Below are 17,773 nucleotides of genomic sequence, written 5' to 3'. Positions count from 1 at the left end.
AACGACGCAGTTCGTAACGCCTGCTAACCATATTTAAAGGCGGCCGATGCATAAATATCGGGCGCTAGAATTGCGTCTCCGCGGCTCGAGAAATCCGCATCCCATCGAGGTCATTGAATGTCGAATGCAGCCCAGGCCTACGCTCGTACGTCCACGACGACGGCGTCCCCACGTGAAATCGAGGCGCAGGCGCTCCTGAAGGCGGCCCGGCAGTTGCAGGAAGTCCAAGCGAATTGGAACGGCCTCGACAAGGCGCTCGATCACGCGTTGCTGTTCAACCGCCGGCTGTGGTCGATCTTCCTCAGCGCGGCAGAGGGCGACGACAATCCGCAGCCGCTCGAGGTGCGTCAGAACATCGCCAACATCAGCGTGTTCGTGATGAAGCAGACCATCGACATCCAGATGAATCCGGACCCGGCGAAGCTGAAGTCGCTGATCGACATCAACTGCAACATCGCCGCCGGCCTGTCGGGCCGCGGCTGATCGACCGGCAGCGGAGCCCTCGGCATGGCCGACGTGTTGAGCATCCTGTCGGCCAACTACAAGGCCGCCGGCCTGACGGTGCCGTCGAAGACGCCCTATGTGGCCGTCGATCCGAACCTCTATGAGGGCAGCTGGAGCGGCAAATACGCCAACAACAAGTCGTTCAACATCTCGGTGTCGAACGTCGATGGCTTCCGCGCCAAGGTCCACTATCAGAGCGATGGCACCAGCAAGTATCAGGACGTGCTGATCAAGGACGGTGCCTTCCGGATCGGCGATACCAAGTTCTCGCTGGTGCAGCAGGGGACGGCGCTGATCGCCAATGTCGTCACCGACCCGGCGACCGGATCGACCTATCTCGACAAGGCCTACGCCACCCAGCAGACCTGACGGGGCGTTCGTCTGCGCTTATGCGCGGCGGTCGGTCGCGCGCGCCCGCGTCGGCGCATCCTTGCTGAGATCGAGCGCGTGGAAATAGGCGCGGCGTCGCAATACGGCTTCTTCCGGAAACTGCCTTACCACCAGGTTGGTGCGATTGTCGACCACCTGGTAGACCACGGCGCGCGCGTCGCGGTCGATGATGACCTGGTCGGTGACCGACGGCGCCTGATTTGAAATCGACGCGTTGACGGCGTTGGGGTCGATCGTGACGCGCACGCTCGGCTCCGGAGCGGTGACGCTCTGGCTCGCCGGCAGTTCGGTCTTGACCGCCTTCTGCGCCGCATCGCTCACGGGAGTGATCATCGGCGCCGCGACCGGTGCCCCCACCGGCTTGATGTTGAAATCTGTACTCATGGCAGCCTCGTAGTGCACAGGCACTAGTTTGCTTGAGTCAAATCCCAACCCCTCACGATCCGCAACTCTACGGGGAACCTCTCAATACGGTGTTAGAAAACACGCTGAATGCCACGCTGCCGCGGCCGCGTCGAATTGAGCTAAATTGCAAGCATGCGCGTCAGAGCGTGCGGCTGACCGCGATCGGCGTCATGTTGCGCGGGCCCGGCGTGGCGCGCTGTCCGCTTGCGGTATAGGTGTTCGGAATGTTGCGGCGCTGCACCTCGGCATTGACGCCGCGCACGATCCCTTCGGAGACGGCGTGCGCAGTCGCAAGCACCGTCAAGTTGACCTGCAGCATGGCGCGGAACGTCTCGTGATGACGCCGCAGCGTCGCGAGCAGTTCGGGGTCGGTCTGTGTCAGCGTCTTCTGCATCGATTTCAGATGCTCCACCGCGAGCATGTAGCGCCGCGACAGATCGGATTTCTGCGCCTCGAGCCGCATGCCTTCCCGGATTTTGCCGGCGCGGACGAATTCGGTCTCCTGCTCGATGACGGCGAGCAGGCCGCTCATCACTTCCGTCAGCTCGTTGGCGAGCCGTGCGACGTCCGGAGGCGTCGACGTCGCGGGACGCGCGGCGGGGGCGGGCGCTGGCCGCTGCGGTGGACGCTGGTTCATCGCGCTTCTCCTTGGGACCGTATCAGCTCTTGTTCGCCTGCTGCAGGATCAGCGAGCGGAAGACCTCGTTGGAAATGCCGACGCCGCCGGCCTTGGCGAAGTTCTTCGAATATTCGTCGGTCAGCATCGACCGCCACGCGCCGGTGCCGACCGTGTCGCCGTACGGGCCGTCGCCTTTCAGGCCAGTCGTCATCTGCGAGAACATCGAATTGAGGAACATCGATTCGAAATCGGTCGCGGTCGCCTTCGCCTTAGTGATCTGCTGCGGCGAGACCTTCTTCATCGCGTCCTGCAGCACGGGATCGGGGCGGCCGTTGAACATCGGCATCAGCGCCTTGTTCGGCATGCTGCCCGTGGTGCTGTTGATCAGGCTCGCCATCACATCAACTCGATATCTGCTTCGATCGCGCCGGCGGCCTTGATCGCCTGCAGGATGCTGATGAGGTCGCGTGGCCCGATGCCGAGGCCGTTGAGGCCGTCGACGAGCTGCTGCAGCGAGACGCCGTCCCTGACGACCGCGAATTTCTTGCCATCCTCGCTGACGCCGACGCTGGTGCGCGGTGTCACCACGGTTCGGCCGCGCGACAGTGGATTGGGCTGGCTGACTTGCGGGCTCTCGGAGATTGAGACGGTGAGATTGCCTTGCGCCACGGCGACGGTGGCGACCCGTACGTCGCGGCCCATCACGATGATGCCGGAGCGCTCGTCGATCACGATCTTGGCCGCGAGGTCGGGATCGACCTGCAACTGCTCGATCTCGGTCAGGAAGGCGACGACGTTGCCCTTGAACTCCGGTGGGATCGAAAGCTGCACGGTGGAGGGATCGATCGGCTCGGCGGTCTTGACGCCGAGATAGTCGTTGACCGCGGCGGCAATCCGCTTGGCGGTGGTGAAGTCGGCATTGCGCAGCGCGAGCCGCACGTTAGGCAGGCGATTGAGCGCGAACTCGATCTCGCGCTCGATAATGGCGCCGTTGGCGATCCGGCCGACGGTCGGCACGCCCCGGACGACGCTGGCGGCGGCGCCTTCGGCCGCGAAGCCGGCGACCGCGACCGATCCCTGTGCCACCGCATAGACATTGCCATCGGCGCCGAGCAGGGGGGTGACGAGCAGGGTTCCGCCCTGCAGGTTCTTGGCATCGCCGAGCGCGGAGACGGTGACGTCCATGCGCGTGCCCTGGGTGCCGAACGCCGGCAGATTGCCGGTCACCATCACGGCGGCGACGTTGCCGGTGCGGATGGTGGCGCCGCGGATGTTGACGCCCATGCGCTCGAGCATCGCCTGCAGCGACTGCTTGGTGAAGGGGATGTTGTTCAGCGTGTCGCCGGTGCCGTTGAGGCCGACCACGAGGCCGTAGCCGATCAGCTGGTTCTGGCGCACGCCCTCGATATTGGCGAGATCCTTGATCCGCGACGTTGCGGCCACAGGCCCGGCGGACGCCGCCAGCGCCAGCAGCGCGGCGCAGGCCATCCCGAATAAACGTGCGATCCGGATGCCGGGCATCCCAAACTCCCCTCAGACCTAACTCGCGGATCACGCGACACTCCCATGACGGCGATCCGCCATTAACCATGCGAGTGGCGTGCCACATCGCTTTGGCGGGGCAATGTGTTGATATATTTATAGAAATTGTCGGATGGCCATTCGCCACCGGTTCGCCAGGGCGCGCGAAACTGCCGTGTGGCGGCAGAAATTGCCGGGTCGTTTACGCACCGTTAACCATAAAACGGCGATGCTCGCGGCATTCAGGCCTGCGGGATCACCACGATGCGCATCTACGGACCGAACGGCACCACGCTTGGCACGTCGACCAGTTCCACGCGGCGGACCTCGTCGAGCGGCTTCTCGCTGCCGGACGCGACGACCGCGCAGGAGGAGGTCCGCTCCAGTGCGGCGCCGAAGGCCGCCGCCAGCCTCGATGCGCTGCTCGCGCTGCAGGGCGTCGAAGACCCGACCGAACGCCGCAAGCGCTCGGTGGCCCGCGGCAAGGGGGCGCTCGACGTGCTCGACGCGCTCAAGCTCGGACTGCTGTCCGGCAATTTCGATCCCTCCACCGTGAGCCAGCTGCGCAGTGCCGCGGCGAGCCTGAAGGAATCCTCCGGCGATCCCGGTCTCGATGCGGTGCTCGGCGAGATCGAGCTGCGCGTCGAGGTCGAGCTCGCCAAGGCCGGGCAGTACTAGGCTCCTCCCGATCAACTCACCTGTCTTCCGCAACTGACGCCTCACGCCGTCACTGCTTCAGGCCGCCAGTGCCTTGCGCTGCGTATCGTAGCGGCGTTGCGCGGCCAGCACTTCCTTCAGATTCTGTTCGGCCCAATCGCGTAGCGGATCGACCGCTTCGGCGAGCGTCGATCCGAGCGGCGTGATCGAATATTCCACGGTGACCGGAACGGTCGCGATCGCACGGCGGCGCAATAGCCCATCGCGCTCCAGGCTTTTCAGCACTTGCGACAGCATCTTCTGCGAGATGCCCTCGATGGCGCGGCGGAGCTGGTTGAATCGCATCGGCTCGCTGCGCAGCAATAGCAGGATCAGCACCGCCCATTTGTCGCCGACCCGGTCGAGGATCTGGCGCGTCGGGCAATTGGCGGCATAGGCGTCCGGCTTCAGGCTGGCGGCTTTCATCGGGTTACTCCGGCGTAATCAGGTGAGACAAGAGTGCCTTCTTCACACCTACATCCATTTCGCTATCTAGTCACCATTGGAAACCATCAATCGGAGACTTGAGATGAAGATCGCCATCGCCGGCGCGTCCGGCCAGGCCGGCTCGCGCATCACGGCGGAACTCGCCCGCCGCGGCCACGCCGTCACCGCCATCGCCCGCAACCCGGAGAAGATCGCCGATCTGCCCGGTGTCACCGCCACGAAGGGCGACGTGAACGACGAGGCCGCCCTGGCCGCGCTGTGGGCCGGCCACGATGCCGCGATCAGTTCCGTCCATTTCTCGGTCAGCGACCCCGCCAAGCTGATCGGGGCGGCCAAGGCCTCCGGGGTCGGCCGCTATCTCGTGGTCGGCGGCGCCGGCAGCCTCGAAGTGGCCCCGGGCGTCCGCCTGGTGACCACCCCGAACTTCCCGGCCCAGTACAACGCCGAGGCCTCGAAGGGGGCCGAGTTCCTCGACCTGCTGCGCCAGGAAAAGGACCTGAACTGGACCTTTCTGTCGCCCTCGGCCCTGTTCGTGGCGGGCGAGCGGACCGGCAAGTTCCGCCTCGGCACCGACCAGCTTCTGACCGCCATGGACGGAAAAAGCTGGATCTCGTTCGAGGATTTCGCAGTTGCACTCGCCGACGAAATCGAGCGCCCGGCCCATATCCGCAGGCGTTTCACGGTCGGTTATTGAAGGGCCGGGAGAGGGCGCAAGAGACGGCGCAGGGCGGCCCCCAGGCAGGGCGGATAAGTTTGCCTGTGCAAGGCCTTGGGGGCAGCCCGCCTTTCCTGGTTGCAGATATTGTCTGTCACATGTCGTGGCTATATAAGGCGCCGCGCGGAGGGGTTTTGTTCCCACCGCCTGACAGGGACATGGCTGCCTTTGGAAAAGCTGAAGAACTACCGGCCGACTGAAAAAGAGCCTTTCATGAATGAGCGGCAGCGCGACTATTTCCGCGCCAAGCTGCTGGCCTGGAAGGATGAGATCCTCCGCGAATCGAAGGTCACGCTGCAGACGTTGCAGGAAGAGAACGTCAATCACCCCGACCTCGCGGACCGAGCGTCCTCGGAAACCGACCGCGCGATCGAACTTCGTGCCCGCGACCGTCAGCGCAAGCTGATCTCCAAGATCGACGCGGCGCTCCAACGCATCGAAGACAACACCTACGGCTATTGCGAAGAGACCGGCGAGCCGATCTCGTTGAAGCGGCTCGAAGCCCGCCCGATCGCGACGCTGTCGGTGGAGGCGCAGGAACGCCACGAGAAGCGCGAGAAGGTCTATCGCGACGAATAGTGGCGGCCGATCGCCACGGATTGATCCCGGTGCGCACCGGTTGTAGGTTCGCGCCGCCATGATGACACGTACTCTCAACATCGCCTCGGTCTTCTTCCTGGGTTGATCCCGCTTCCACGAGGAAGCGCTGATCGCCCCGGCAAGATCTGCTTGGCCGGGTTCCAGTGAACCGAATGAGCCGGTCAGGTTCCGCGCATCGCGGAGCAGCGATGGCTGGCGACAGTTTGAGAGACAGTCATGATTCATCGAGACGACGCGCGTGCGCTTGACGGCGCGCAGATTGAGCAATTCATCGAACAGGGCTTTGTCCGGATCGACAACGCCTTTCCCCGCGAACTCGCCGATGCCGGACGCGCCATCATGTGGCGCGACCTGCCGTGCAGCGAGCACGATCCCTCGACCTGGACGCATCCGGTGGTGCGGCTGCCCGGCTATGGCGAGGAACCGTTCCGGCAGGCGATCAACACGCCGGTGCTGTATCGGGTGTTCGACCAGATTGCCGGCCTCGGCCGCTGGTCTCCGCGCCACAACATCGGGACCTTTCCGGTGCGGTTTCCGCATCCGGACGATCCCGGCGATGCCGGCTGGCATATCGATGTCAGTTTTCCCGGCGACGATTGCGACCCGAACGAACGCAGCGACTTCTCCGCCTGGCGGGTCAACATCGTCTCGCGCGGCCGGGCGCTGCTGATGCTGTTCCTGTTCTCCGATGTCGGCGAGCCCGACGCGCCGACCCGGATCAGGGTCGGATCGCACCTGCCGATCGCGCGCTATCTTGCGCCGGCGGGCGAGGCAGGACGTGCGCGCATGGTGCTCGACGAGATGGGCGCCGATTGCGAGGTCGCGCTCGCGACGGGCGAGGCGGGGACGGTCTATCTGTGCCATCCCTTCCTCGTGCATGCCGCGCAGATGCATCGAGGAACGAGGCCGCGCTTCATGGCCCAGCCGGCGCTCGGCAGCGGCGAGCCGTATCGGCTCGCGCGTGACGACGGCGCGTATTCGCCGGTCGAGATCGCGATCCGGCGCGCGCTCGGTTTGGGGTGAAGTGCGATGGCCGTTTGGTGAAGCGGCCGCGCCACGCGCTGGCTCCACCTCTCCCGCTTGCGGGGGAGGTCGGATCGCATCGTTAGATGCGATCCGGGTGGGGGCTCTCTCCGCAATACGACTCGTGGTGATACCCCCACCCCAACCCTCCCCCGCAAGCGGGAGAGGGGGCCGAGTCCCGGTGCCGATGCAATCGGTCCTCACTCAGCCAATTCCAACTCCAAGCTGCGTCTCGCCTGCTACGGCGCTTCGTCGGGCGCCGAAGATCTTCGACCACGCCAGCAATTCGCGGAAGGCCGGCGTCAGGCTCCAGGCCGAATCCGTCAGCTCGTAGGCGACCTGCAGCGGCTTCTCGATGAGCACCTTGCGCGCGATCAGCCCGTCGCGCTCGAGCTCGCGCAGCTGCGCGGTCAGCATATGCTGGGTGATCGGCGCGAGCGCGCGGCGCAGCGCGCCGAACCGCACGCCGCCATTCATCAGCGTGAACAGGATCTCGAGCTTCCACTTGCCGCTGAGCGCGTGGATCGCGTGCTTGAACTCGAGCAGCAACGCGGGGTCGGTCGGGCAACTCTCGCAGTCACTGCCGTCACACAGATCGCTGGTATTGTTTTCCATACCGGTCTCGATTTTCATTCTACTTGCCCGAACAGAGATAGTGACCAGATGCGGTCTGTGCAGGGTGGGCGGCGCGACGTCCGGACCCGCTGAACCATGGAGAGGCGAGGGCATGAGCACGGTTTTGGTCACGGGCGGAACGGGCTTCATCGGCGCGCATACGATTCTGCAGCTGCTTGCCGCCGGGTACGCGGTGCGCACCACGCTGCGCAATCCGGATCGCAGCAAGGACGTCATCGCGATGCTGCGCGAGGGCGGTGCTGATACGCCCGACCAGGTCGGCTTCGTCACCGCAGATCTGCTGCGCGACGACGGCTGGCGCGAGGCGGTCAGGGGTTGCGATTACGTGCTGCATGTCGCATCGCCGCTAGGCGCCCACGTGCCTGAGGACGAGAACGAGCTGATCGTTCCGGCGCGTGAAGGAACGTTGCGGGTGTTGCGCGCGGCGCGCGAGGCCGGCGTCAAGCGCGTCGTCATCACATCGTCGTTTGCCGCGATCGGCTATGGCCATCCGCCGCAGGCGGCGCCGTTCGACGAGACCGTGTGGTCCAATCTCGATGGCGGCGATGTGCAGGCCTATCCCAAATCCAAGACGCTGGCCGAGCGCGCCGCCTGGGATTTCATCGCGCGCGAAGGCAATGGCCTCGAGCTTGCCGTGGTCAATCCCACCGCGGTGTTCGGCCCGGCGCTGGGGCCCGACTTCTCCGAGTCGATCGGCATCATCAAGGCGCTGCTCGACGGCGCGATGCCGGCGGTGCCGCGGATCCATTTCGGGCTCGTCGACGTGCGCGATGTCGCCGACCTGCATCTGCGCGCCATGACCTCGCCCAAAGCCAGGGGCGAGCGCTTCCTGGCGGTCGCCGGCGAGACCCTGTCGGTGCTTGCCGTTGCCCGCCTGCTGCGCGAAAAACTCGGCAGCAAGGCGCGGCGTGTGCCGCGGTTCCAGGCGCCGGATTGGCTGATCCGGCTCGCCGCCCGGCGCAATCCGCTGGCCCGCGCAGCCTTGCCGCTGCTGGGCAAGGTGCGGCGTTCCACCAGCGCCAAGGCGCAGAACCTGCTCGGCTGGAGGCCGCGCGGCAATGAGGAGATGATTGTGGCGACCGCCGAGAGCTTGATCAGGCTCGGTTTGGTCAAGGCCTGACGGCAGCTCACGTCCAGCGTGCTTGCCAGATGCGTCGGCGAGTGCTGAATTGCTGTGAGCAGACAGGCGCGCCACGGCGCCGCCGAGAACATCAGGGAGGCTGCGCAGATGGACCGGGTCGTCGCGGCCGCAAAGGCGATCGCCAGCGCGCGCCGCAATCGCGCGCCGCTGAAGGCGCTCGCCAAGGACGTCGTGCCGCGCGACGAGGCCGAAGGCTACGAGGTGCAGCGCGCGCTGCACGATTTGCTGCTGGAACAGGTCGGCAGCCTGGTCGGCTACAAGATCGGCTGCACCAGCGCCGTGATGCAGGAATACATCAACATCCCGCACCCCTGCGGCGGCGGGGTGTTCGAGAAGGTCGTGCATGACAGCGGCGTGCAGCTGCCGGCGGCCGATTTCGTCCATGTCGGCGTCGAGTGCGAGATCGCGGTGCGGCTCGCGCGCAGTCTCGCTCCCGGTGAAGCGCCGTTCACCGCCGAATGGGTCGCGGAGGCGATCGAGGCCTATTATCCGGCGATCGAGATCGTCGACGACCGCTACGTCAAATGGGAGACGCTGGGCGCGCCGACGCTGATCGCCGACGACTTCTTCGCGGCCGGCTGCGTGCTCGGCGAGGCGGTGCCGCGCATCACCGTGCCCGATCTGTGCAAGGTCACCGGACGCGCGCTCGTCAACGGCAAGGAGGAGGGGCGCGGCACCGGCGCCGACGTGCTCGGCCATCCCCACAATGCGCTCGCCTGGCTCGCCAATCATCTCGCCGCCGAAGGCCGCGGCCTGCATGCCGGGCAGATCGTGCTGACCGGCAGCCTGGTCAAGACGATATGGCTGAAGGCCGGCGATGCGGTCGTGATGGAGCTCGAGGGGCTCGGCAAGGTGGAAGCGACGTTCACCTGACTTGCCATGCTCGCCATGTCGAATGGTCGCCATTCCCTAGGGGTGACCGCTCGAACATGTCTGAACCGAACTGTCCCACACGGCCCTGACCGCCTCGAACGGCACGGTCAGCCGCGCATATTTGCGCTTGAACCAGACCCCGACCTCGAAGCCGTCATCCTTCACCACCAGGCGATCGAACTCGTGTTGCAGGATGATCGTGATCTCCTCGGGGTATTGCTCGATCACGGCGGCAGGCAGTTTCACGCCATCGGCCCTGGTTGCGAAGGTGATGTTGACCGGCCGGTCCTCCGCGGCATGGCGGAGCGATGAGGCCATCTCGATTCGCTTCGGCGCGGTGTTGCAGGGTTCGGCGCCGGCGCTCCCGGTGAACGAGGCCGCCAGCAGCAGCACCAAAGCAATCCTTCCGCACCCGATCCTTCGCTGCCCAATCCTTCGGGGCCCAATCCTTCGCTGCCCGTGCCACATCCGACCTCTCCATGCCGCTCGCATGGTTTCAGTGGCCGGAGTCCACGCCGAGGTTCACGTCGCCGGTCGTTTCGCGTCCGTGACCAGCTCGACCTTGCCGTCGGCCAGCCGATAGACCGCGCCGACGATCTTGAGCTTGCCCTGATCGACCGCGGCGCTGAGGATCGGCGTCGCCGATTTGAGCTTCGCGACATTGTCGATGACGTTCTGCGTGATGGCGTTGGCGAGCCGGTCGCCGGGCTTGCCTTCGGTCGCCTTTATGGCCGGCGCGAGCGCGTTGACCAGCGAAGGCAGATGGCCGGGCAGGGTGGTGTTGTCCTTCAGCGACTTGATGGTGGCGTCGACTGCCCCGCAGGCGTCATGGCCGAGCACCATGAACAGCGGCACGTTGAGCACCGCCGCCGCATATTCGAGGCTTGCTATCATCTCATCGCTGGCGAAATTGCCGGCGACGCGGCAGACGAACAGATCGCCGCGGCCGGTGTCGAAGGCGTACTCCGGCGCGATGCGGGAGTCGGCGCAGCTCAGGACGCCGGCGAACGGATTCTGTCCGCCGGCCAGCGCCTCGCGCTCGTGCTTGAAATCATGCCGCCGCGAGACACCCTCGACATAACGGAGATTGCCCTTCACCAGCCGGTCCAGCGCCGCGTCCGGCGACAGCACGTTCTGCGGTTTCGGCGGCGGTTTCGTCTCCTTGGCGGAGACCTGCGGCGCAAGGGCGAGGCTGGCTGCGGTGCACGCCGCGGCAGCGAGGAAGCGGCGCCGTGAGGTCTGGGTGGGAAGAGTGACGTCGCAGAGTTGGCACATCAAGGATCTCCGTGAACAAGGACTGCATCCGCGCAATGGTTGTAAATCATGCGCAGCGCCATCGCAACGGGCTCTCATGTCGCGCGACATACACCGTTGTCGTCCTGGCCTAGCGCGCAATTGCGCACGGGAGCCAGGACGACGATGAGGATGGTTCTCGATTCAACCTGTCAAACAGCTTGTTCGCTGTCATCGCCCGGCTTGACCGGGCGATCCAGTATTCCAGAGACGCTAGTGCTTGAGCCGAGGGGCCGCGGCGTACTGGATCGCCCGGTCAAGCCGGGCGATGACAGTGTGGGTGGGGACGCAACTTCGCGTTCTCGCGACATGATTTGCCCGAGCTTTGCTCTTCGTTCCGCCCTCTTCGAACAGAGGGCGCAGGGAAAGCCGGGTGCCGATCGCACCCATGGGCCCCGAGCAAAGGATGAAAGCTCGGGGGTAGGACCACAGGTGTAACCGGAGCAATCCGGCTTTCCCTGCGCGATGGGTTACGGCTTATACGTGCTCTCCCCGGCGAGACTGGGCTTGTTTGTCACCGCCTTCGCAAGACGCAATTGCGTCTCACAAGGGGACACCGGCCGCTAGGTGGTGTGGACACTAGCGCATCCATAGAACGATGGCTGCGAGAGTGACGACGGCCCGGTAGTTCCGGGCCGTTTTTTCGAAGCGGGTTGCGACGCGGCGGAACTGCTTGAGCTTTGAGAAGCAGCATTCGACGAGATGACGCTGGGCATAGAAATGCTTGTCGAGTGGATATTTGAGCGCGCGTGACGGGTTGTTGGGGATCACGGCGAGCGCGCCTTTGGCGGCGATGGCTTGGCGCAAGTGATCGGCGTCATAGGCCGTATCGGCCATGACGACCTCGGCGGATAAGCCTTCGATCAATGCGGCGGCTTGCGGTGCATCGCCCTTCTGACCTGCGGTAAGCGTGAACCGCACCGGACATCCCAAGCCTCGAACGGCCATATGTATCTTGGTGCTCAGGCCGCCGCGCGAGCGGCCGATCGCTTGATCTTCCGCTTGATCTTCAGACCCCCCTTTTTGGCGCCGGCGGCGTGCTGATGCGCCCGAACAATGGTGGAATCGACGATCAGATATTCGAAGTCCGGATCATCGGACATCGCCTCGAAGATCCGCCACCAAACACCCTTGATGCTCCATCGACTGAAGCGCCGGAACACGCTGTTCCAGTCCCCAAACACCTCCGGAAGATCGCGCCAGGGAGACCCCGTACGCACGATCCACAGCACACCTTCCACGAACATCCGGTTGTCGCGCCCGGTGGAGCCCTTCTGATCGGGGCGCCCTATGATCAGCGGCGCTATCCGCTCCCACGCCGCGTCGCTCAATACCAAACGGTCCATCACACCCAAGGCGGCCTCCCCAAAAGCAGCCTTGAATCTGATTTGCTCCTAAAAGGGAATCCTTAGAGTCCACACCACCTAGGGCGTCAGGACCACACGACTTCACCGTCCGCCTTGCGCGTCCTCGTCAGTGCCACGCTCGGCGTCCACCGCATCCCACACCGCGTTCGTGACGACCGCGAAGCGCCCCTCGATCGGGTGAGACGGGCGAACCATACATCAAATTATCGTTCCGATAAACCGAAATATTTTTGCTGCGGGGGCTTGCGCCGTCGGGCAACTCAGTAGCAGGGGCCAGCCGCTATCCCCTCATCATTCCGGGACAGTTTCAGCGGTTCGCGCGATGCACGCTTGATGACAGGCTCGAGCTTAGTCCGGAAACCATTCATCCGCGAGATGTGCGGCCCGATGGATTCCGGGTTCTCGCGGAGCCTGTCATCGGGCCGCGCTCTGCACGGACCCGTTGGCGAGCCCGGAGTGACGATGGAAGTGTTTCTGGATCGAAACGCATCGCATCGTTCTGATTCGAAGACCCGTCTTCTCACCGCAGTGAAATCTGATAGCTTCGTGCAGCTGGCCCTCGGGCAATTGGTCCTGCCAAAAGAAGGCTGGCGATCGTACCATCGATTCGCGCACGGCATTTTCGAGCGCACCAGATACGTAGTTTTTGCGCCGGCTTTCGCAGTGTCGACAGCGGCGCGCACATTTCGCTGACGTACATTTTGAATCCAGAAATCGATCAGTGCTCGATCAACATATTTAATTGATTGGAGGCATCGTCATGATCCGCAGCGGATCGTTAGCACTCGTTATCGGTGCGATATTGATCAGCCCGGTGAGCGCGGCATCGGACCTGGTCGCGCGGGGTGATTATCTGGTCAATGGCATCCTGACCTGTGGCAACTGCCATACGCCGAAGGGGCCATCGGGCGAGATCACGGATAAGGCATTTTCCGGCGGCGCGTCATGGGACGAGCCACCTTTCAAGGTCACCGCCTCGAACATCACGCAGGACAAGGAAACCGGCATCGGCAATTACACCGACGCCCAGCTCAGGCAACTCCTGCGCAAGGGCATCAAGCGCAACGGCGCACCGGTCGCCATGATCATGCCAAGCGGCTTCTACGAGATTATGACCGAGCGCGATCTCGATGCGGTGATCGCTTATCTGCGCACGATCAAGCCGATCAAGAATGCGGTGCCGGACCCGATCTACAGGATGGTGCAACGACATCCCGTCCCCCCGGGCGGTGATAGCGCGTACACCGAGGCGATGTTGGGCGACAAGGTGCAGCAAGGGTTCTACCTCACCACGATCGCGCACTGCATGGAGTGCCACACGCCGATGGGGCCGCAAGGGCGAGAATTTGCAACCAGGCTGGGCGCTGGTGGCGGCAAGTTTCCGGGACCTTGGGGTGTATCGGTTTCGAGGAACATCAGCTCCAGCAAGACGAACGGCATTGGCGGCTGGACCGACGACGAGATCAAACGCGCCATCACTCAGGGCGTCAGCAAGGATGGCAGCAAGCTCAATCCGCCGATGGGTTTCCACTACTACGCCACCGTGTCAGCTGCCGATCTCGATGCCATCGTCGCCTATCTGCGTACGGTGCCGCCAAAAGAGTAGTCCGAAAGTCTCTTGGGCCTTGCATTTGCGGGACGGTCTGTTGTTGGCCGAGCCGAATTGGCGCGGCCGCATTCGGCAGGCTTGACGGATCTGGCCGACTTGCTCCAGCGGACAAATCGGCTTCGGCGAATAACCCGCGGGCTATGAAAGGCTGGAGCGATCATTGCTCGGAATGGAGCCGCAAAAGCCTTAACGAGACAAGTCTCATCGCAATCGCACCCCGCAAGTTTCCCGTTGACATAACCATAACTGACCGATTATGAGTTAATCCATAGCCATTAGGTTATGGATCACAAAATGCCTGACGCCCACGACATGCTGTTTCGAACCCTCGCGGACCCGACCCGCCGGGCGATCTTCGAGCGCCTGTGCCGCGAGGGCGAGCAGACCGTCGGCGCGCTGACGGCCCGCGGGAAAATCTCGCAGCCGGCGGTGTCGAAACATCTCGGCGTGCTGAAACACGCCGGGCTGGTGCGCGATCGCCATGAAGGCAGGCAGACGCATTACAGCGCGCAACTCGGCGCACTGGCGCCGCTGATCGACTGGACCAGCCAGATGGCGGGCTTCTGGCAGAACCGGTTCGACCACCTCGAAGATCTCCTCAAAAGGATGGACCAATGAACAAGACCACCGCTGAGACGCGCTCCGCGATCGTCGAGCGCGAATTTCCCCATGCGCCGGAAAAGCTCTGGCGCGCGCTGACGCAACCGCATCTGATCGAGGAGTGGCTGATGAAGAACGACTTCAAGCCCGAGGTCGGGCACAGCTTCCATCTGCGCGGCGAGTGGGGCGGCGTGCTGGACTGCAAGGTGCTGGCCGTCGAGCCGCACAAGACGCTGTCCTACACCTGGAATTTCGCGCACGAAGATCCCGCCTACAATCTCGAGAGTGTGGTGGTCTTCACGCTGACGCCGACGGCGAAGGGCACCCATCTGCGCGTCGAGCAGTCCGGCTTCCAGCCGCATCAGAAGCAGGCCTATGGCGGCGCCCATGCCGGATGGAAGCAGTTCCTGGAGAATCTCGATCAGCTGATGACGCGGCCGGAGTGAGGCCCGCACAACACCCATCAAACAGGAGGTCACATTGAACTGGAACAACTGGATCAGGCAACTTCACCGCTGGCTTTCGATTGCCTTCACGGTCGCCGTCATCATCAACATCATCGCCATGGTGCAGCAGCAGCAAGCCGTGTGGATCGGTCTGCTCGCGCTGTTTCCGCTGATCTTCATGCTGCTCAGCGGCCTGTATCTGTTCGCGCTGCCCTATCTGGCACCGCGGCGGGGACCGACCTCGGCATCACAAGTGTGATGCCCGGGCATCTCAAATATGATTGCATGACGCAGGTGAGGAACACGAGGCGGACATGACGGCATCGGAACGTATCGACCGGATGATCGAGGATCTCACCGACTGGCGCGGCAAGACGCTGGCCAGCCTGCGCAAGAGCATCCTCGCCGCCGATCCCGGCATCATCGAGGAGTGGAAGTGGATGGGCAGCCCGGTGTGGTCGCGTGACGGAATCATCGCGGTCGGCAACGCGCACAAGGGCAAGGTGAAGCTGACCTTCATGTACGGCGCGCAGCTGCCGGACCCCGACAAGCTGTTCAACACCGGCTTCGAGGGCAATGTGCGGCGCGCGATCGACCTGTTCGAGGGCGACAAGATCAACGACCGCGCATTTAGGGCCCTGATCCGCGCCGCGATCGAACTCAATCAGGCCAAATCGAAGAAGCCGGCCAAGAAAGCTGCGAAAGCGGCGGCGGGTGCCCGCGCGGCCGCGAAGAAAAAGGCGTGAGTTGTGATCGTGCGTTGCCCGCTGACTCGATCGAGCTGAGATGATCAGGACCAGGCTCGCCACATCGTCGGACGCGGAAGCCGTCTCCGCGTTGCTGATGGCCAATAGCGGTGACCGGGGCGGCATGCTGCTCGGGCAATGGCCGCGCGATGTGATCGAAACGCGCATTGCAAGCGGGCAATCGATCGTCATCGCGACCGACGAAGCGGGCAGACTGCTCGGCGCGCTCCTGACGTCGGAGAAGGGATTTGACGAGGCTCCGCCGGTGCAGGCCATGCTGCAGGCCTGGCCGGGGCGTCCAGATGCCTATGTGTATGGTCCCGTATGCATCTCGCAGGACGCGCGCGGCCTTGGAGTCCTGGAGGGGTTGTACGCGAGGCTGCAGGCAAATTTTCCCGGCCGTGAGGCGATCCTCTTCATCAGGGACGACAATCCGCGCTCGCTCAAGGCGCATCTGCGGCTCGGTATGCGCGAGGTCGCGCGGTACGACTTTAACGGCAAGGCGTTCGTTGTGCTGAGCGACCGGCCCGACGCCCCGCCATAGCCGTCGTTCTCGCGGCACAACTCTGGGCAGCGGGTACCGAGCATTCTACGCCGAGATGTCGATGGCCTGGCCGGCCTTGCCGGCGTTCTTCTGGAACGACTGCTCGATCAGCTCCTTGATCTTCTGCTCGACCGCTGCGCGCTGATCCGGCGTCATGTTCTTGAGGTCCTCCTCCGACATGCCCATGCTCTTGAGGATGTTGGCGCGCATGCGGTCCATCGGACTCATCTGCGCGTATTTGAGAAATTTCTGCTCGACGCTGTCATCGAGCGAACTGCCGCTTGCGGCTTGCGTGGATCCGGTGGCGTCGGCGGTCAGCGGTTTCTTCAACGTGCCGGTCGTCATGCCGGCCGCGACCGATCCGAAGGCTGAGATCGACGTCATCTGTGCGCGCGGTCCCCGTTTGCAATGCTGCAAGCGCGGAGCAATTGGCGTGCCATCCGGCGCGCCAGTGATTTCAAGGAGATCGCGGCGCTCCCATGCGCGTACGGCGCGCGGCAGGCAGCTTCTGCCGGGCGAAGTCTGCCTGGCGCGGCCCTTACGCCTTCGTATGCACGATCACTGGACCCGCTACAGCGGTGGCCGGCCCGATCAGCAATGGACCGAGATTGTCGTCGATCCAGGCCAGCGCGCGGCGGTTGGCCTCCTCGGCGCCGGCGTAATTGTTGAAGACGCTGATCGCGGTGACCGTGTCGTCGCCGGCATAGACCACGTAATAGGCCATGAAGCCTTCGACGTCGCTGATGATCGGAATAGCGCCTTCCTTGATCCGGCGCGCGAGTTCTTCGGCGCTACCAGTCTTCGCCTTGGCGTGACGGATGGCGGCATACATGCGGTCCTCCTTCCGGCTGCATCGATCGTGCTGCGCTTCGCGCATGCGCAATGCTACGCCTGATAGGGCGGGGACGCCATCGCCATTGCGGACGGGTCAGCTGAAACGCCTGGTTACGACGGTCGTGCGGCGGTCGGGGAGTTTTGGCAGTCTCGCGACATCCGCGCGTGTTGTCGTGGCTTTTGGGCCGGGGGTGGGCTCCGGCTCGTGCTGCTGTAGAAACAGCGTGGCTTCGAACAGCACACCGGGGGCCTGCTTGGCGGTGCCCGAGCACACCGCCCGGTTGCCGTTGAACGAGCCGGTCAGCTGCGCCTCGACCTCGTCGCAGCCGAACACCGTGGTGAACGGGCCGTCGGCATATCTGTGCGTCGTCAGGATCGCGGTGAAGCGGTCATCCTCAAGCTGATAGCTACCGCCATAGGTGAACATGGCGTCGCCACCCGAGATCCTGCCATTTGCGAGCTGGACTATTCCGGTGCCTTCGCCGCGCGGCGTCCGGAACCACGCCGCATACCGACCGTCTCTTTGCATGACTGTCATACAAATAGAAAACCCTGCGTTGTCGCCTAGCTACGTTGCAATCGATCGGACTTCCACTGCGCGCTGCTGCGACGGTTAACGAACCGAGAAAGCCATCGCGTGACTTTCGGAAAGCGGTATCCGACTGGTGCACGCCGATCGCGCGAGCGCACGCTACCGGTCACAAAATGCCACGGCCCTCGCCAGGGGAGCTAGCGAGAGGGCCGTGTTGGTACACCGCGCCGCG

General features: G+C 64.0%; 26 protein-coding genes and 1 pseudogene. 15 read left to right on the top strand and 12 right to left on the bottom strand.

Features of this window, described 5'->3' with window-relative positions; all coding sequences use genetic code 11:
- Positions 1-117 precede the first annotated feature (117 nt).
- Positions 118-483 carry a flagellar biosynthesis regulator FlaF gene (gene flaF / locus V5279_RS30465; RefSeq protein ID WP_029085370.1) on the top strand — a complete coding sequence of 122 codons (366 nt, stop codon included), beginning with the start codon at positions 118-120 and terminating at the stop codon, positions 481-483.
- A 24-nt stretch (positions 484-507) separates the two neighbouring features.
- Complete coding sequence (locus V5279_RS30460) at positions 508-873, top strand: hypothetical protein (protein WP_029085371.1); 366 nt, start codon at positions 508-510, stop codon at positions 871-873.
- An 18-nt stretch (positions 874-891) separates the two neighbouring features.
- Here V5279_RS30460 and V5279_RS30455 read toward each other — a convergent pair whose 3' ends face one another.
- From V5279_RS30455 to V5279_RS30440, 4 genes are all read right to left on the bottom strand, one after another.
- Entirely contained in the window at positions 892-1,278 is a 387-nt protein-coding gene (locus V5279_RS30455; RefSeq protein WP_166207326.1) for a hypothetical protein, read from the bottom strand.
- Positions 1,279-1,438: 160 nt separating this feature from the next.
- Positions 1,439-1,936, bottom strand: a complete 498-nt coding sequence (locus V5279_RS30450) for a hypothetical protein (RefSeq protein WP_338690880.1) — start codon at positions 1,934-1,936, stop codon at positions 1,439-1,441.
- Between the two features lie 22 nt (positions 1,937-1,958).
- Positions 1,959-2,315 (bottom strand): flagellar assembly peptidoglycan hydrolase FlgJ, encoded by a 357-nt coding sequence (gene flgJ / locus V5279_RS30445; protein WP_166207321.1) that lies wholly within the window; start codon positions 2,313-2,315, stop codon positions 1,959-1,961.
- Positions 2,315-3,439, bottom strand: a complete 1,125-nt coding sequence (locus V5279_RS30440) for a flagellar basal body P-ring protein FlgI (RefSeq protein ID WP_166305982.1) — start codon at positions 3,437-3,439, stop codon at positions 2,315-2,317. Before V5279_RS30440 ends, flgJ begins: the two co-directional genes overlap by 1 nt.
- Positions 3,440-3,703: 264 nt before the next feature.
- Here V5279_RS30440 and V5279_RS30435 point away from each other — a divergent pair, with 264 nt between their 5' ends.
- Positions 3,704-4,117, top strand: a complete 414-nt coding sequence (locus tag V5279_RS30435) for a flagellar assembly protein FliX (protein WP_338690879.1) — start codon at positions 3,704-3,706, stop codon at positions 4,115-4,117.
- Positions 4,118-4,174: 57 nt separating this feature from the next.
- Here the strand turns inward: V5279_RS30435 and V5279_RS30430 are convergent, their stop codons facing one another.
- A complete protein-coding gene (locus V5279_RS30430; RefSeq protein WP_029085377.1) occupies positions 4,175-4,561 on the bottom strand; it encodes a winged helix-turn-helix transcriptional regulator in 387 nt (128 codons plus the stop codon).
- 103 nt (positions 4,562-4,664) lie between these two features.
- Between V5279_RS30430 and V5279_RS30425 the strand changes: the two genes are divergently transcribed.
- From V5279_RS30425 to V5279_RS30415, 3 genes are all read left to right on the top strand, one after another.
- Entirely contained in the window at positions 4,665-5,276 is a 612-nt protein-coding gene (locus V5279_RS30425; RefSeq protein WP_338690878.1) for an NAD(P)-dependent oxidoreductase, read from the top strand.
- Positions 5,277-5,510: 234 nt separating this feature from the next.
- Positions 5,511-5,876 carry an RNA polymerase-binding protein DksA gene (gene dksA, locus V5279_RS30420; protein ID WP_170991616.1) on the top strand — a complete coding sequence of 122 codons (366 nt, stop codon included), beginning with the start codon at positions 5,511-5,513 and terminating at the stop codon, positions 5,874-5,876.
- A 237-nt stretch (positions 5,877-6,113) separates the two neighbouring features.
- The gene (locus V5279_RS30415) at positions 6,114-6,920 is read left to right on the top strand and encodes a phytanoyl-CoA dioxygenase (RefSeq protein WP_338690877.1); all 807 of its coding nucleotides are present in this window, start codon (positions 6,114-6,116) and stop codon (positions 6,918-6,920) included.
- A 204-nt stretch (positions 6,921-7,124) separates the two neighbouring features.
- Here the strand turns inward: V5279_RS30415 and V5279_RS30410 are convergent, their stop codons facing one another.
- The gene (locus tag V5279_RS30410; RefSeq protein WP_338690876.1) at positions 7,125-7,535 is read right to left on the bottom strand and encodes a helix-turn-helix domain-containing protein; all 411 of its coding nucleotides are present in this window, start codon (positions 7,533-7,535) and stop codon (positions 7,125-7,127) included.
- Positions 7,536-7,647: 112 nt separating this feature from the next.
- Between V5279_RS30410 and V5279_RS30405 the strand changes: the two genes are divergently transcribed.
- Positions 7,648-8,676, top strand: a complete 1,029-nt coding sequence (locus tag V5279_RS30405; protein ID WP_338690875.1) for an aldehyde reductase — start codon at positions 7,648-7,650, stop codon at positions 8,674-8,676.
- A 108-nt stretch (positions 8,677-8,784) separates the two neighbouring features.
- A complete protein-coding gene (locus V5279_RS30400) occupies positions 8,785-9,570 on the top strand; it encodes a 2-keto-4-pentenoate hydratase (RefSeq protein WP_338701445.1) in 786 nt (261 codons plus the stop codon).
- Between the two features lie 36 nt (positions 9,571-9,606).
- Here the strand turns inward: V5279_RS30400 and V5279_RS30395 are convergent, their stop codons facing one another.
- The 3 genes and pseudogenes from V5279_RS30395 to V5279_RS30385 form a co-directional block, all read right to left on the bottom strand.
- Positions 9,607-9,963 (bottom strand): ClpXP protease specificity-enhancing factor SspB, encoded by a 357-nt coding sequence (locus tag V5279_RS30395; protein WP_338690874.1) that lies wholly within the window; start codon positions 9,961-9,963, stop codon positions 9,607-9,609.
- A gap of 129 nt (positions 9,964-10,092) precedes the next feature.
- Positions 10,093-10,845, bottom strand: a complete 753-nt coding sequence (locus V5279_RS30390; RefSeq protein WP_338690873.1) for a carbonic anhydrase — start codon at positions 10,843-10,845, stop codon at positions 10,093-10,095.
- A gap of 597 nt (positions 10,846-11,442) precedes the next feature.
- Positions 11,443-12,218, bottom strand: a pseudogene (locus V5279_RS30385) (IS5 family transposase).
- 474 nt (positions 12,219-12,692) lie between these two features.
- Between V5279_RS30385 and V5279_RS30380 the strand changes: the two are divergent.
- The 7 genes from V5279_RS30380 (at position 12,693) to V5279_RS30350 (ending at position 16,175) form a co-directional block, all read left to right on the top strand.
- Positions 12,693-12,923 (top strand): hypothetical protein, encoded by a 231-nt coding sequence (locus V5279_RS30380; protein WP_338690872.1) that lies wholly within the window; start codon positions 12,693-12,695, stop codon positions 12,921-12,923.
- Between the two features lie 67 nt (positions 12,924-12,990).
- Positions 12,991-13,836: a c-type cytochrome gene (locus tag V5279_RS30375; protein WP_338690871.1), complete on the top strand. Its 846-nt coding sequence runs from the start codon at positions 12,991-12,993 to the stop codon at positions 13,834-13,836.
- A 297-nt stretch (positions 13,837-14,133) separates the two neighbouring features.
- Positions 14,134-14,457, top strand: a complete 324-nt coding sequence (locus tag V5279_RS30370) for a metalloregulator ArsR/SmtB family transcription factor (RefSeq protein ID WP_338690870.1) — start codon at positions 14,134-14,136, stop codon at positions 14,455-14,457.
- Positions 14,454-14,885, top strand: coding sequence for an SRPBCC domain-containing protein (locus V5279_RS30365; RefSeq protein WP_338690869.1), 432 nt, complete (start codon positions 14,454-14,456; stop codon positions 14,883-14,885). The genes V5279_RS30370 and V5279_RS30365 overlap by 4 nt, the downstream gene beginning before the upstream one ends.
- Positions 14,886-14,919: 34 nt before the next feature.
- Positions 14,920-15,144, top strand: a complete 225-nt coding sequence (locus V5279_RS30360) for a hypothetical protein (protein ID WP_338690868.1) — start codon at positions 14,920-14,922, stop codon at positions 15,142-15,144.
- Between the two features lie 55 nt (positions 15,145-15,199).
- Positions 15,200-15,631, top strand: coding sequence for a DUF1801 domain-containing protein (locus V5279_RS30355; RefSeq protein WP_166306018.1), 432 nt, complete (start codon positions 15,200-15,202; stop codon positions 15,629-15,631).
- A gap of 40 nt (positions 15,632-15,671) precedes the next feature.
- The gene (locus tag V5279_RS30350; protein WP_338690867.1) at positions 15,672-16,175 is read left to right on the top strand and encodes an N-acetyltransferase; all 504 of its coding nucleotides are present in this window, start codon (positions 15,672-15,674) and stop codon (positions 16,173-16,175) included.
- A 45-nt stretch (positions 16,176-16,220) separates the two neighbouring features.
- Here V5279_RS30350 and V5279_RS30345 read toward each other — a convergent pair whose 3' ends face one another.
- The 3 genes from V5279_RS30345 to V5279_RS30335 form a co-directional block, all read right to left on the bottom strand.
- Positions 16,221-16,559, bottom strand: coding sequence for a hypothetical protein (locus V5279_RS30345; RefSeq protein WP_166306024.1), 339 nt, complete (start codon positions 16,557-16,559; stop codon positions 16,221-16,223).
- 154 nt (positions 16,560-16,713) lie between these two features.
- Entirely contained in the window at positions 16,714-17,007 is a 294-nt protein-coding gene (locus V5279_RS30340; RefSeq protein ID WP_166306027.1) for an antibiotic biosynthesis monooxygenase, read from the bottom strand.
- 96 nt (positions 17,008-17,103) lie between these two features.
- The gene (locus V5279_RS30335) at positions 17,104-17,538 is read right to left on the bottom strand and encodes a hypothetical protein (protein WP_224741760.1); all 435 of its coding nucleotides are present in this window, start codon (positions 17,536-17,538) and stop codon (positions 17,104-17,106) included.
- Positions 17,539-17,773: the final 235 nt, after the last annotated feature.

Source organism: Bradyrhizobium sp. 26S5 (assembly GCF_036923295.1).
GTDB lineage: Bacteria > Pseudomonadota > Alphaproteobacteria > Rhizobiales > Xanthobacteraceae > Bradyrhizobium > Bradyrhizobium septentrionale.
The sequence above is the reverse complement of the archived record's forward strand: the minus strand, read 5'-3'. Positions and strand labels throughout refer to the sequence as shown.